Origin of the sequence: Phytoamicus setariae, from assembly GCF_016722925.1 — a bacterium.
Classification (GTDB): Bacteria; Pseudomonadota; Alphaproteobacteria; order Rhizobiales; family Rhizobiaceae; genus Rhizobium_E; species Rhizobium_E setariae.
In genome coordinates this window covers 1-13,921 of record NZ_JAEQNC010000010.1, presented here as the reverse complement: position 1 = coordinate 13,921, position 13,921 = coordinate 1, and the positions used below count along the sequence as shown (strand labels likewise).

Below are 13,921 nucleotides of genomic sequence, written 5' to 3'. Positions count from 1 at the left end.
GGCAGGACGATGCGTAAGCGCCGAAAGGATTTCAAGGCAACATGATCGAATTGTCCATTGGCGATCAAGCCCCGGATTTCACTCTGCCCACGAATGGCGGCGGAACGGTCTCGCTATCGGCGCTTTCCGGCAAAAAAGTGGTCATCTATTTCTATCCGAAGGATAACACGCAAAGCTGCACTGTGGAGGCAATAGATTTCACGCGCCTTTCCGCAGAGTTCGAGGACGCTGGCACAACGATCATCGGAATTTCGCCCGATAGCGTGAAAAAACACGACAATTTCTGCAAGAAGCATTCGCTTGGCATCACATTGGCCGCTGACGAGCAAAAGCAGGCGATAGACGCCTACGGCCTGTGGGTCGAAAAGACGATGTACGGGCTGAAGTATATGGGCGTGGAGCGTACAACCTTGCTGATCGATGCCGCTGGCCGGATCGCCAGGATCTGGCGCAAGGTGAAGGTCAAGGGCCACGCCGAGGAAGTGCTGGAAGCGGCCAAACTTCTTCGGTGATCTCCAGCAAACTGCGAGCAGTTGCGAGAAAGCGATTCAAATGACTCCCGAATTCAGCATCCGTACCCTGCGCGCAGGAGCGATTGCAGCGGTATCGGCAGCCGACCTCGACCGAAAAGTCGCCTTGACGCGCGAGACACACCGCCTTTGGAGCGAACGCACTTTGTCACTGCGTTCGCCACTCGATCCTTCCGTTCCGTCGCGCCCCGGCAGGCCGGAAAAACCAGACCTGATCTCTCCCGGCAAGATGAAGAAGCGCTCGCTGCACACCCCGCAAGGGCGCATCGCCCTCCTCCACGCCATTTGCCACATCGAACTCAATGCGGTCGATCTGGCACTCGATATTGTCGCCCGGTTTGCCGACCAGCCGGTTCCCCGCTCGTTTTTTGACGGCTGGCTGCAGGTGGCCTTCGAGGAAGCCAAGCATTTTTGCATGGTCCGTGATCGCCTGCGCGACCTCGGTGCCGACTACGGCGACCTGCCCGCCCATGACGGCCTATGGGAAGCGGCGCACCACACCCGCAACTCGCTGACCGCAAGGCTCGCGGTGGTTCCCTTGATTCTTGAGGCACGCGGCCTGGACGTCACGCCCTCGATGCGCGACAAACTGCGCGAACTCGGCGACGAGCCAAGTGCGGCAATTTTCGACGTGATTTACAATGACGAGAAGGGGCATGTGGCGATCGGTGCGAAATGGTTCCGCTTCCTTTGCGCCCGCGAAAAACGAGATCCCGCAGCAGCTTTTCAAGAACTTGTCCGCGCCAACTTCCGCGGCGGGCTAAAAGCCCCCTTCAACGATCTGGCGCGCGCCGAAGCTGGGCTGACGCCAGGATTCTACAGATCGCTCTCATCGATCTCAAACGCCTGATTCCAGAGGCTTTAACTCGGCCAGCCGATCACGCGTAGACCCATTGTTAACCTTAATGGTTTGTAATCGTCCGCAAGCGGAATCAACCATGTCCCCCGCGAATCTGCGTCAATGGTGGAGGCGTTAAAGGATGACAAGCGGCGGCCAGAGCCAGGTTTTCGGAAAACGGAAGGAGAATGTCTTCCTGATCCTCGCCTGCGGCGAAAAAGTTCGCCACATGACCGTTCGTCCCTGGATGACCGCCGCCGGCGTTTCGATCTTTGGACTTTTCACCATTATCTATCTGACCGCGACGGCCTATCTGGTCATTCGCGACGACCTGATCGGCGCTTCGATGGCGCGACAGGCGCGTATGCAGCACGAATACGAAGACCGGATCTCGGCATTGCGTGCCCAGGTCGATCGGATCACATCCCGGCAACTCCTCGACCAGCAGGTCGTCGAAGATAAGGTAGAGAAACTGCTCGAGCAGCAGATGGCGCTGACCAATCGGCAGGGAATGCTCGGCAGCGTTCTGGAACGGGCAGAAAATTCCGGCCTGGAAGCCGCCTCACCCGTTTCGGTAGAGGCAAGCGACTCCCTTACGCAAGACCACAGCGACGCCGGTTCACTGGACGCCTTCAAAACCCTGCTTGGCGAGCAGCACGCCGAACTTGGGGGCATGAAAACACGCGCTCTGGCCTTCGCGGCACCGGAGCGCGGCATGGCCGATCGCGCCGACAAGCTGTTCTCCAAAGTGACCCACTCGTTGAAAAGCATCGAGATGGAACAGCTCACCCACATACAGAACCTGACCGTCGACGCCTCGGAGCGAACGGAAAACATTCGCCGAATCCTGACAAACACCGGCGTCAACATTCCGGAAAAAATGGCCGGCCTCGACATGGCAGAGCCATCCGACACCGCCATGGGCGGGCCCTATGTCGCCCCCGAGACGTCGTCGGAATTCGAAGCCTCGATAGCCGACCTCGATATGGCACTCGACAAATTCGAGCATGTGAAGAAATTCGCGCTCATGCTGCCCTTTGCAAACCCCGCCCCAGGCAAGCAGATCACCTCGCTGTTCGGCAACCGTCTGGACCCCTTTTTCGGCAGGCTCGCCATGCATGCCGGCGTTGATTTCCGGCAAAAGACCGGATCGGAAGTCGCCGCCACCGGCGCAGGCGTCGTGATCGCGGCTGGTCCGGCCGGCGGCTACGGAATCATGGTCGAAATTGACCACGGCAACGGCATCACCACACGCTATGGCCACCTGTCGCGTATACTCGTCAAGAACGGAGACAAGGTCATCGCTGGCGAGACGATTGCGTTATCCGGTTCGACGGGCCGCTCTACCGGCCCGCATCTGCATTATGAAGTCCGCCGCAATGGCCGCGCCATCGATCCGGTGCGTTTCCTGAACGCAGGCCTGAAGCTGGATACCTATATAGAATAGGACTTTAGCGAACGGCGGCACTTCGGGTTTACCAGCTCCATCGGCTGGCGGACACCAATCAGGTGATTTTCTTGACTTTGCAGGCGTTAACGATTATGAGCAGCGCAGCCTCGACCACCATCAGGTGCGCCGACCCTTCAGCATAAGACGCTAACAAACGGAAAAGTCATTTCCATTGACAACCTTTCAAGACCTTGGCCTGAGCCCAAAAGTCCTCTCTGCCGTTACTGATGCCGGCTACTCCACCCCCACTCCCATCCAGGCCGGCGCAATCCCGCATGCTCTGAAACACCGGGATATTCTCGGGATTGCACAGACCGGAACTGGCAAGACGGCGTCCTTTGTGCTGCCGATGCTGACGCTGCTGGAAAAGGGCCGGGCCCGGGCCCGGATGCCGCGCACACTGATTCTCGAGCCGACCCGCGAGCTCGCCGCTCAGGTCGCTGAAAATTTCGAAAAATACGGCAAGAACCACAAGCTCAATGTCGCATTGCTGATCGGCGGCGTCTCCTTCGACGACCAGAACCGCAAGCTCGAGCGCGGCGCAGACGTTCTGATCGCCACACCCGGCCGACTGCTCGACCATTGCGAACGTGGCAAGCTGCTGATGACCGGCGTCGACATCCTGGTTATCGACGAAGCCGACCGCATGCTCGACATGGGCTTCATTCCGGACATCGAACGCATCGTCAAGATGATCCCCTTCACCCGCCAGACGCTGTTCTTCTCGGCCACGATGCCGCCGGAAATCCAGAAGCTGGCCGATGCGTTTCTGCAGAACCCCGAGCGCATCGAAGTGGCCCCGCCGTCGTCCACCGCCAAGACGGTCACCCAGCGGCTGGTCGCCAGCCATTCGCAGGATTGGGACAAGCGCGCCACGCTGCGCGACCTGCTGCGCGAAGTCGAAGCGGATATCAACAACGCCATCATCTTCTGCAACCGCAAGAAGGATGTCGCCGATTTGTTCCGCTCGCTCGAACGCCACGGCTTCGAAGTCGGTGCGCTGCATGGAGACATGGACCAGCGCTCGCGTACGACGATGCTGCAGAATTTCCGCGACGGAAATCTCAAGCTGCTCGTCGCATCCGATGTCGCGGCCCGCGGCCTCGACATTCCTGATGTCAGCCACGTCTTCAATTTCGATGTCCCTATCCATGCCGAGGACTATGTCCACCGTATCGGCCGTACCGGCCGGGCCGGCCGCTCCGGCGCTGCCTTCATGCTGGTGACCAAGCGCGATTCCAAGCATCTCGATGCGATCGAGAAATTGATCGGCGAAAAAGTCGAATGGCACAAGGGTGACATCGCTGCCCTTCCCGCAAAGGAAGAGAGCGAAGAGCGCCCCCGCAACGAACGTCGTTCCGGAGGCCGGGATCGCGATCGCGACCGCCGCAAGGATGGACGCGTGCCACGCAAGGAAGCTGCAATTCACACCGTTGTTCACAACAATGACATCGAAGCCGTGGACAATGGCTCCGTAATCGACATCGAATCGAAGAGAGCGGAGAAACCCATGACGAAGGCGAATGTGGCACCGAAGAAGGATCATGCCGCGCGCGACCACCGTCCCTACCCGGCCAATGATGATCGCGCCCGCCAAAATCGCCGCTATCACCAGCAGGACGATGGCCCGACCCCTGTCGGTTTCGGCGATGATATCCCGGCCTTCATGCTGACCAGCGCCGCGCTGAAGTAAGAATGGGCGCAACGCCAGGTAAAGATTTTCCCGGTCTCGGGACTGGCCTTGCCATCCTTCGGGATGGCAAGTTGCTTTTGTACAGGCGCACGCGCGCTCCAGAGGCAGGGCACTGGAATATCGTCGGCGGCAAGATCGATCATCTCGAATGTTCAGAGAAGGCCACTCGCCGCGAGGCAGAGGAAGAATCGGGATTGACGATTCTATCGGTCGAATATCTCTGCGTTTCCGAACAGATTTTTGCTGACGAAGGCCATCACTGGGCTTCGATCATCTATACGACAACGGATTTCATCGGTGAACCCAAAGTGATGGAGCCGGAGAAACTGCCGGAATTCGGCTGGTTCGGGCTCGACGCGCTGCCCTCGCCACTTTCCCGCTTCGCCATGGATGCCGTACGGCATCTGAAGGGGCGATAAGCGCCGCAATCGTCATTTGCTCGAACGTCGCGCCGCTTCCAACGCAATCTGCACCCACTTTGCAGCCTCGTCGGGGTCGTCGAACGCCTCTGCGGGTATCGGCCAGTAAGGCATTGCAACAGCTTTTCCGGACTTGTTGTGGGTGTATGTCCAACGCTTCGAGCCTGCTGCCTCGTAAAGCGCGCCGGCTTGTGCGTCGCCCTTCAGCATCGCCTCGTCGCGGAGTTCCACCGCGATGATAAGCCCGTCGACATAGATTCCCTTGCCGCCGAACATCCGCTTGATCGTCACCGGCCCTATCGACTGGAACAGTTCCTGGATTGCGTCATTGTCCATGAAAACCCCCGATGGTCTCTTCGACTATCGGGGGCAAATTCTCTGGCGTTGTCAAGCAGGCTTAGAATTGCGCAGTAGCGCCAACCATGATCGTACGTCCGCGGCCGTTGGTAATGCCGCTCAGGATATCGCCAGTTCCGGTATTTGCCGTCCAGTAACTTTTGTCGAAAAGGTTTTGCACCGTGGCAAAGGCGCGGAAATTATCTGTGACTTTCCAGGAGCCGTACAGATCGAAAAGCGTGTAGGCCGGGCGCTTGATCGATTGCGCCTTGTCCAGATAGGCCTGCACGCTTTCACCGGTGTAACGCATGCGGCCGCCGACCGTGACTTTTTGCTCGAGGAAGCGCGCCCCAAGGTCGACCGTAAAGAAATCATCCGGCAACGTACCGACATCGTTACCAAAGCCGGCGCCCTCGCCGAGCGGCTGCTTGGTGTCGGCCATGGTGACGGCAACCTTCGCAAAGGCGATGCCCGCATCATAGCCGCCCTCGATCTCGACGCCTTGCATGGTCGTGGTGCCGGGAAGATTGATCCACTTTGCATCGCCTTTGGCATCGTAACCGTAGGTGATGTAATCGGAAATCCGATTGTGGAAGTATCCGACTTTCACATAGCCCTGGTCGTCTGCCGTCAAAAGACCTTCACCGATCAGGTTGACGCCGATGTCGATACCCTTCTGGCGCTCCGGCACCAGGTTCGGATTGTTGTTGATAGGATCGCCCGTGCCATCGAAGTTGTGGCCGCCGGGAAAGAACATTTCCGACGCTGTCGGCGGACGCATGGTGTGCGCATAGGTTGCGTAAAGCTGCAGCCAGTCTTTCGGGGTGACTGTGACACCGATCTTCGGGTTCCATTCGGCACCATCGCGCGAAAGCGACGGTCCGTCGCAAAGGCCATTATGACCGCTCGGGCATCCAGGAGTACCCGGGGTAAGATACTCAGTGACGCCGTCGACGTTCCAGGCGTCGTACCGCATCCCCGCAATCAGCCCGAACATGCCGTACGTGAGGGTAGCATCCGTAAAGGCGCCGCTCTTTATCAAAGAGCCGTCCGGATTTGCACCACGGGCATCGTTGCCCTTGTAGTCGTCGGAGTTGATCGCCGCGCCATAGGCGAGCTTCAGCTCGGTGTCGGCGTTCAGATCGAAGATACTCGTATTGCTGATATCGAAACCAAGTCCGGTATCGGTGCCGTCGCGCCCCGCAAACGTGCCTTCGGCGCTCGCCATGGTGATATCGGTGATGTTCATGTAGGCGTTGATCTTCAGATCGACGAGATTGTCGCCGGGCTGATAGGCATATTTGGCCGTATAGGTCTGGTTCTTGATGCCCCAGTCGTAGCCCGCACTCTCCACCGCAAAGGCGTTCTCGTAGTAGATGCCGCCCAGTTGCAGGGAATGATCGCTATCCGGTGCAAAGTCGAACTTGAACAGGCCCGAATTCGGCTTCTGCGCCGCATCATATGGATATGCGATTCCGTCGCCGTTCTCGAAATTGCTGAAATTGCTGCCGCTGAGCGCGCCCATGATCGAGACGCTCCCCTCGTTGCCGAGGTCCCGTCGCCATCCGCCAGCCGTCAGGCGCGAGAAATTCTGGCCATTCGTCCCGCCCTGCAGGGTGACCAGGCCACCATAATCCTTGCCCTCCATCAGTACGTCGTTGATGCCAACGGTGCGAAAATTGGCCGCGCCCGAGAGCGTGCCCATGCCCTGATTGCCATCGACCGCGCCGCGCGCGATATCGATACCAACAAGCATGTTCGGGTCGACATAGGCCATGTTGTCGAATGTGCCACCATGGCCGGAAAGATTGCGAAAGGTCTGCGGCACGCCGTCGATCATCGTGTTGACGCGACCCATGCCCTGCATGCCGCGCACATTGACGATCACACCCGGCTGCTCGGCCTGTTCACGGGTGTAGGCTCCGGGTGTCGAGCGGATGGCCTCATTGGTGTTGCCAGCGAAACGCTCCCTGAAGGTTTCGGAATCGATGATCGACACAGCCTCCGGCTTCGTGGCGATGTCGGCGGGCGATTGGTCCGCACCGATGACGATGCGCTTCAACCTGGTTGTGCCGTCAGCATCCGTTGTGCCAGTGTCATCGCCATCGGCTGCGGCATCATCAAGGACAATTTCCTCCGGTTCGTCGGACTGCGCAAAGGCGAAATGCTGCGGCAGAACAACCGTAAACGCCGCGCCAGCCAGCAGCGTGGCAACCAAACCCTTCAAGACTCTCACGGAAAACCCCCGTCCATTCCATTTCTCGACCTGTCTGGCTTGCCCCTGAGAAATGGCGGCTGGCTGATGACCGGATAGCGCGCACAGCCATATGCCGTGCAAGCCGGACCATGAAGAAGTGGACTATTTATGTCAAGTTATGGCGAGGGGAAAAATGAGGAAATTCGCTATCGATTCAATTGACGATCACACCGCCGGCGGCCTGAATTTCCTCAGGCGTGTCCGTGTCGAGATGGGCAGCCATGCCAATTTCGACATCGACGATCGCTTGGCCGCTCTCCTCGATGACCGTGCGTGCGCCAACGTCGCCTTCGAGGCGGGAAAGCGCGGCAAATGTCGCGCGCGGAAGGATCACGGGATTGCCTCTCTTGCCATCGGATACCGCGCGAATGATCGCCCGCCCCTCCTGGGCCCGAAAAGCCGCGATCAGTGTATCCAGATCATCATGCGTCACGCCCGGCATGTCGGCGAGCATCACCAGCATTCCATCTGCAACGTCCTCGACGGCGGAAAGGCCTGCCCGTAGCGACGAAGCCATGCCGCTGGCAAAATCAGGGTTGTGCACGGTCCAGAGGTCGCCATGTCCAATGGCATCGGCGATTTCTTCGGACCGATAGCCGGTCACGATCAAGGCACTGTCGGCATGCGAAGCCAACACGGTTTCCACCGATTTGCGCACCAGCGGCACGCCGTCGAACTCCGCAAGCAATTTGTGCTTGCCCGCAGACCCCATTCGCCTTGCCTGCCCCGCCGCAAGGATGACAGCAGCCACATGCAGGCGGCGATCTTGCGCCTGACCGGCAAGTCGCGGCTGCGGACGGCTGGGAATTTCCATCAACAATCCTCCGACGCCCCATCCGGTAAGCTCTTCGACCGAAGGCTTCTCGCCAGCCAGGATGCGCGCCAAAATCCAGTCGAAGGCATTCTCCTTCGGGCTTCTGGCACAACCCGGCGCGCCGATGACGGGCACGTCGCCGACATGGCCGAGCACGAGCAGATTGCCGGGATCAACAGGAAGACCCACCTGCTCCACCACCCCTCCGGCAAGCCGGATGGCAGCGGGGATCACATCTTCGGCATCCGAGACGGCCGATGCGCCGAAGACGATGATCATGCCATGCTCGCGATACGTCTCGCGAATGGCGTCCGCGACCGCCTCGGCACGATGGGGGACGCGTCGCTCGACGGCGACATGACTGCCGGAAGGCCGAAGCCGGGCTTCCAGCAGGCGTCGGGTCTTGTCCATCACAGATGGTTTGAGCGAGGCAAGCTCCGTTGCGACAAGCACGACTTGTCGCCCGGAAAAGGGCTTGACCTCGAACGGGCGCCTTTTGCCGAACAGTTCGACAGCCCGGTCGACCGCCAAACTGGAGACCGCCAGCGGTATGATCTTGATGGTCGCCACCATGTCGCCGGCCTTGACCTCCGCATGGTCGCGCAGACAGGCAAGAGTAATTGCCGGATCGACACGGTTGACCGCATCTACGATCTCGCGGGAAGCCCTGAACAGGCCATTGACCGTCGCGAATATGTTTACCCGTCCGGTGCTTGCAGGCGAAAACTTGAGATGATCGATCGGAACGGCAGCCGCGATACGAGCCGCCGCCTCGTCCTCCATCATGTCCCCTGCATCCAGTGTTGCGGCTATAACAGAGCTCACACCGCGCGCTGTGAGGGCCGCGACATCGTTCGCACTCAGCCTGCGTCCTTTTGAAAACCGCAGGTCTCCGGCGCTGACCGAATGGGCGAGAACAGCGCCTTCCGCGTCCTGCAATGCCACGTCGCCGAATTTCATAAGCGCCTCACTTCTCAATGAGGTCAGCAGACCATGGAACATCCGCGGCGTAAATCCGCTCGCGTCACGCACAATCTGAAATTTCCGCCAACTGGCGCAAATCTGCGCCTCCGCTACGTCAGCCTCGATCGCGGAACCGATTTGTAATCGGATAGCGTCGGTCGCGACCGAAATTCTTCTGGGTGATCTTCACGCCGGGCGCCGATTGCCGGCGCTTGTATTCGGCGATGTAGAGCAGGTGCTCGATCCGGTGCACAGTGGCCGCGTCATGGCCGCGCGCGATGATCTCCTCGGTTGCCATTTCCTTTTCCACAAGGCACTCGAGAATATCGTCGAGCATCGGATAGGGCGGCAGCGAATCCTGGTCGGTCTGGTTTGGCCGCAGTTCCGCCGATGGCGCCTTGTCGATAATGTTGACCGGGATTACCTCGCCCGAGGGACCAAGCGCGCCCGGCGGCACATGGGCATTGCGCCAGCGTGACAGGCCGTAGACCTGCATCTTGTACAGATCCTTGATCGGATTGAAGCCGCCGTTCATGTCGCCATAGAGCGTGCAGTAGCCCACCGACACTTCCGACTTGTTGCCAGTCGTTACCACCATCGAACCGAATTTGTTGGAAATAGCCATCAGGATGGTGCCACGCGCGCGGCTCTGGAGGTTTTCCTCGGTGATGCCTGTTTCCGTGCCTTCGAAAAGATCGGAAAGTGCCGAAAGGAATCCACCCACCGGCTCCTCGATCGCCACGACGTCGTAGTGGCAACCGAGCGCCTTGGCGCAAGCCTCTGCATCGACCAGAGAGTCCGCCGATGTGTAGCGATAGGGCATCATAACGGTGCGAACACGCTCCTCGCCCAGCGCATCGACAGCAATCGCCGCGCAGATCGCCGAATCGATTCCGCCGGACAGGCCGAGAACGACGTTCTTGAACCCGTTCTTGTTAACATAGTCGCGGAAGCCCAGCACGCAGGCGCGGTAATCCGCCTCCTCACTATCCGGCAGGCGCGACATCGGTCCGGCATGGCATGCCCACTTGCCGTCCTTCTTCTTCCAGTCGGTGGTGGTCACCGAATCCTCGAACTGGCTCATCTGGAAGGCCAGATTGCCGTCGGCGTTGTAGGCGAAGCTCGCGCCATCGAAGACGAGCTCGTCCTGGCCACCCAACTGGTTGGCAAACAGCAGCGGCAGACCGGTCAGTTCTACCTGGCGGAGCGCGACCTGATGGCGAACATCGATCTTGCCACGATAGTAGGGCGAGCCATTGGGAACCAGCAGGATTTCCGCCCCGCCCTTCGCCAGCGTCTCGCAAACCTGCATGTCGTTCCAGATCTCCTCGCAGATCGGAATGCCGATACGGACACCGCGAAATTCGACCGTCGTCGGCGCGCCGCCCTCGACGAAAACCCGCTTCTCGTCGAACTCGCCATAATTAGGCAGGTCGATCTTGTCGCGGAACGCCAGGATCTTTCCACCATCAAGAACCGCTATCGAATTGTGCCTGCCCGTTTCGCTCTGGCGGGGAAAGCCTATCACCATGCCCGGGCCGCCATCGGCAGTCTCGGCCGCCAATGTTTCCACTGCTTTCAGGCAAGCCTTGAGGAACGCCGGTTTGAGCACCAGATCCTCGGGCGGATAACCGGAAATGAACAATTCGGTCATCAGGACCATGTCGGCGCCCTGGCGCGCGGCATCGGCGCGCGCCTCGCGGGCTTTTGCAAGGTTGGCAGAGACATCGCCGACAGTCGGATTCAACTGGGCGACGGCAATCCGGAAAACATCAGTGATCGTGCTCATGCCATTGGTCTAGCCTGCCGGTCTCGTCAATTCAATCGTATTTCCGCAATCGGCCTGCTGGAATCGAACGTCGGATTAACATTGATCATAGTGCGAAAGCCGTTGTTTTCGCATAGGCTTTGGGTGAAGTATGCGTGCACTGGAGAAGGAGACTTTGAGCATGCTGCACGATCTCGAGAAGGTCATTTTCGACAGGCCCGTCGAAGAACTGACCCCCGCCGAAAAGAAGGTCCTGAAACTCGCACGCGAACGCAAGACGCTGTCGTCCAATGCAAATGAAGACTTCCTGGCTGATTCCACGCCGGGACAGCGGCTGGCCGACACCATCGCGCGCGTGGGCGGCTCGTGGGGCTTCATCATCGGTTTTTTGAGTTTCCTCGCATTTTGGGTCATCCTCAATGCCGTCGTGCTCGTCACCGGTTCCTTCGACCCTTACCCTTTCATTTTCCTCAACCTGATCCTGTCGATGCTGGCCGCGATCCAGGCGCCGATCATCATGATGAGCCAGAACCGGCAATCCGAGCGCGACCGCTTCATGGCCGCCAAGGACTACGAGATCAATCTCAAGGCGGAAATCGAAGTGCTCGGCCTGCATCACAAGATCGACCTGCAGGTTCTCAAGGAAATCAATGGGCTGCATCAAAAAATTGACTCAATTTCACAAGATCTGAAAGCGCTCGGCCAGTCGGTGCCGCCTCGCGCCTGAAGATCTCCGAGCCCGCTATTCGGTATTCGTCACTATACCTGGACTGTCTTTGCGAAACTGCGGCAAACCATCATTGATCTCGTAAAAATCGCCCTTGTCGGCGCAGAAGATGTGATAGCCAGGCGTCAGATTGGTCGGCATATCGACCGAACCCGCCTGTATCGAGATCTGGCCCGTTCCTTCGTACTTCCAGAACAAGGTCGAACCGCAATGCTTGCAGAAGCCGCGCCTGCCCTTGTCACTGGAATGGTACCACGTTACTTCATCCGCACCCTCAATGGCGATGTCGCTATCGGCGACATTCGTCGACGCATAATAGAGACCGGTCTGCTTGCGGCACTGGCCGCAATGGCAGAATACCACCTCGCGCATCGGGCCGGACGTGGTATATCTGACTGCTCCACAAAGGCAGCCGCCGGTGTGTATCCCTGTCATCGTTCTCCCCCTCTTGGTTTTCGCCACTTTTGCCATCGAACGTACAAAGGTCAAATGAATTGGCCTTGGTGGAGGTTCAATGATTCTGAACCATGCCTCGCCGCCAGATTCGGGTTTCAAATCTGATTTTGCCATGTGCCTTGCGACCAAGTTGTTCGGATCGGTGTAACAATTTAAAATAATTTGATTTCAGGGGCTTGCCCACAGCCGTTTCTTCAATCTATCCGTGCTGGAAAGAAGCTCACAATTTCAGACCAATCTCCAGTAATCCACGGCATCATCAACAATGACTTCCATTATGCTTGCGGCATTTGCAATCATCCTCGCTCTCATCTTCATACTGCTGCTGCAAGCTGGCAAAGGCGGTCGGATCATATCCATCAGCCGGCGCTCCGCAGCCGACCCTGAAAGCTCCTGGGGCAATCTGCAGAGCGCGTGGCTCGGCAACGGCCTGACCTTCAAGCCTTCGCATCTGGTGGCTTCCGAAGACGAAGAGGGCAGCCACCGCCTCACCACGTCCTCGAACGGCGCAGTCGATGAGTTTTCACTGAAGCTGTGGCCTCAGCCGTCGCCTTGCTCGATCGCTTTTTCGGTGACTAGCAAGAACGGACGTCCGAGCCCGAATGGCGAGAGACATTTCGAACATTGGTCGGTGGAGCCAGACGGAGCAGGCTCCAAAATCACGGTGCAAACCCGTTTCGAGCAGGGATTTGCCCACACTGTCACTACACTTCTTCGCCTTTGGCGAAATGTCGGCATTCTCGCGTCACCAAAGGCCGAAATTGCGCTTGAGACCGTAAACACATCTGGCTCTGCACCCCCGAAGCAAGGAACGAAGCCGCACCCCGCGCGACCACGCCGGCCGTCCCCGACGAATTTGCCATCCCACTACGGACGGGAAGCAGCAATTTCGCTAATCGCTTTCGGCTATCTGCTGACACAGTACAAATGGCAATCGGCGGTCGTGCTGGCGCTTGTCATTCTCTGGCACGAGTATGGCCATCTGCTTGCCTACCGCCTAACGGGCAAGACCGGCAACCGATTGATGCTGGTGCCCTTCTTCGGCGGCATCGCCGTGGCGGGCGCACCGCACAAAAGCGAGTTCGAGAAAGCCTTCTGTGCACTCATGGGGCCCGGCATTTGCGCGCCGCTGACGCTCGGGGCCTTCGCGCTCTGGTACTACGACGTTGCGCCTGATTACGACGACTGGTTCTGGCTGTTCATCCATTTCAGCTCGGTACTGAACTTGCTGAACCTGCTGCCGATCTACCCACTCGATGGCGGACAGACCGCGGAAAGCTTCCTGCGGTCGTTTCTGCCGAGCTCGATCCTGGTGCATCTCTCCGGCCTGTCAGTGGCGGGTCTGGTGGTCCTGCTGGGCTACGAGTACTACGAGATGGCGGTTTTTGTCGGCCTGTTCAGCCTCATGGGCTTGAGGACGCTCCCCTCGCACTCGCCAATGGCGCCCATGTCCAAACCCCAGGCGCTGATCATCGCAATCTTTTACGCAGCAATCGTAGCTGCCCATGGCGGTGTTTTTTACTACGTCTCCTGATCTGGCAAACTTGCAAAGTCATGACCTCCACCAAAGGTGGAGGTTTGAAACGCTGCGCTTGAACCGCTAGAAGCGGTTTTGCTATAGATTAGTAGCTACGATTAAAGAGGTCGGCAAAGTCGGAAGCTTTGTCGAC

12 protein-coding genes are annotated in these 13,921 nt (G+C 58.7%); 7 read left to right on the top strand and 5 right to left on the bottom strand.

Translation table 11 applies throughout. The features are described from left to right. Positions 1 to 41 precede the first annotated feature (41 nt). From JJB09_RS17555 to JJB09_RS17535, 5 genes are all read left to right on the top strand, one after another. Complete coding sequence (locus JJB09_RS17555) at positions 42 to 512, top strand: peroxiredoxin (RefSeq protein ID WP_201661019.1); 471 nt, start codon at positions 42 to 44, stop codon at positions 510 to 512. Positions 513 to 552: 40 nt separating this feature from the next. Beyond that, the gene (locus tag JJB09_RS17550; RefSeq protein WP_201661017.1) at positions 553 to 1,380 is read left to right on the top strand and encodes a ferritin-like domain-containing protein; all 828 of its coding nucleotides are present in this window, start codon (positions 553 to 555) and stop codon (positions 1,378 to 1,380) included. A 130-nt stretch (positions 1,381 to 1,510) separates the two neighbouring features. Then, positions 1,511 to 2,815 carry a M23 family metallopeptidase gene (locus JJB09_RS17545; protein ID WP_201661015.1) on the top strand — a complete coding sequence of 435 codons (1,305 nt, stop codon included), beginning with the start codon at positions 1,511 to 1,513 and terminating at the stop codon, positions 2,813 to 2,815. A 175-nt stretch (positions 2,816 to 2,990) separates the two neighbouring features. Then, positions 2,991 to 4,511 carry a DEAD/DEAH box helicase gene (locus JJB09_RS17540; protein ID WP_201661013.1) on the top strand — a complete coding sequence of 507 codons (1,521 nt, stop codon included), beginning with the start codon at positions 2,991 to 2,993 and terminating at the stop codon, positions 4,509 to 4,511. 2 nt (positions 4,512 to 4,513) lie between these two features. Continuing rightward, on the top strand, positions 4,514 to 4,930 hold the full coding sequence (locus JJB09_RS17535) for an NUDIX domain-containing protein (RefSeq protein WP_201661011.1): 417 nt from the start codon (positions 4,514 to 4,516) through the stop codon (positions 4,928 to 4,930). Between the two features lie 12 nt (positions 4,931 to 4,942). On the opposite strand, the gene JJB09_RS17530 is transcribed toward JJB09_RS17535, so the two are convergent. The 4 genes from JJB09_RS17530 to JJB09_RS17515 all read right to left on the bottom strand — a co-directional run bounded on the left by JJB09_RS17530 (position 4,943) and on the right by JJB09_RS17515 (position 11,089). Continuing rightward, positions 4,943 to 5,266, bottom strand: a complete 324-nt coding sequence (locus JJB09_RS17530; protein WP_201661009.1) for a TfoX/Sxy family protein — start codon at positions 5,264 to 5,266, stop codon at positions 4,943 to 4,945. 61 nt (positions 5,267 to 5,327) lie between these two features. Further along, positions 5,328 to 7,502: a TonB-dependent receptor domain-containing protein gene (locus tag JJB09_RS17525; protein WP_201661007.1), complete on the bottom strand. Its 2,175-nt coding sequence runs from the start codon at positions 7,500 to 7,502 to the stop codon at positions 5,328 to 5,330. 175 nt (positions 7,503 to 7,677) lie between these two features. Further along, complete coding sequence (locus tag JJB09_RS17520; protein WP_201661005.1) at positions 7,678 to 9,297, bottom strand: NTP transferase domain-containing protein; 1,620 nt, start codon at positions 9,295 to 9,297, stop codon at positions 7,678 to 7,680. Positions 9,298 to 9,415: 118 nt separating this feature from the next. Then, complete coding sequence (locus JJB09_RS17515; protein ID WP_201661003.1) at positions 9,416 to 11,089, bottom strand: NAD+ synthase; 1,674 nt, start codon at positions 11,087 to 11,089, stop codon at positions 9,416 to 9,418. Positions 11,090 to 11,249: 160 nt separating this feature from the next. Here JJB09_RS17515 and JJB09_RS17510 point away from each other — a divergent pair, with 160 nt between their 5' ends. Next, positions 11,250 to 11,795, top strand: a complete 546-nt coding sequence (locus JJB09_RS17510; protein WP_201661001.1) for a DUF1003 domain-containing protein — start codon at positions 11,250 to 11,252, stop codon at positions 11,793 to 11,795. A gap of 15 nt (positions 11,796 to 11,810) precedes the next feature. Here JJB09_RS17510 and JJB09_RS17505 read toward each other — a convergent pair whose 3' ends face one another. After that, the gene (locus JJB09_RS17505; RefSeq protein ID WP_201660999.1) at positions 11,811 to 12,230 is read right to left on the bottom strand and encodes a GFA family protein; all 420 of its coding nucleotides are present in this window, start codon (positions 12,228 to 12,230) and stop codon (positions 11,811 to 11,813) included. A gap of 286 nt (positions 12,231 to 12,516) precedes the next feature. On the opposite strand from JJB09_RS17505, the gene JJB09_RS17500 reads away from it, so the two are divergent. Then, positions 12,517 to 13,785 (top strand): zinc metalloprotease, encoded by a 1,269-nt coding sequence (locus JJB09_RS17500; protein ID WP_201660996.1) that lies wholly within the window; start codon positions 12,517 to 12,519, stop codon positions 13,783 to 13,785. The last annotated feature ends 136 nt before the right edge of the window (positions 13,786 to 13,921 follow it).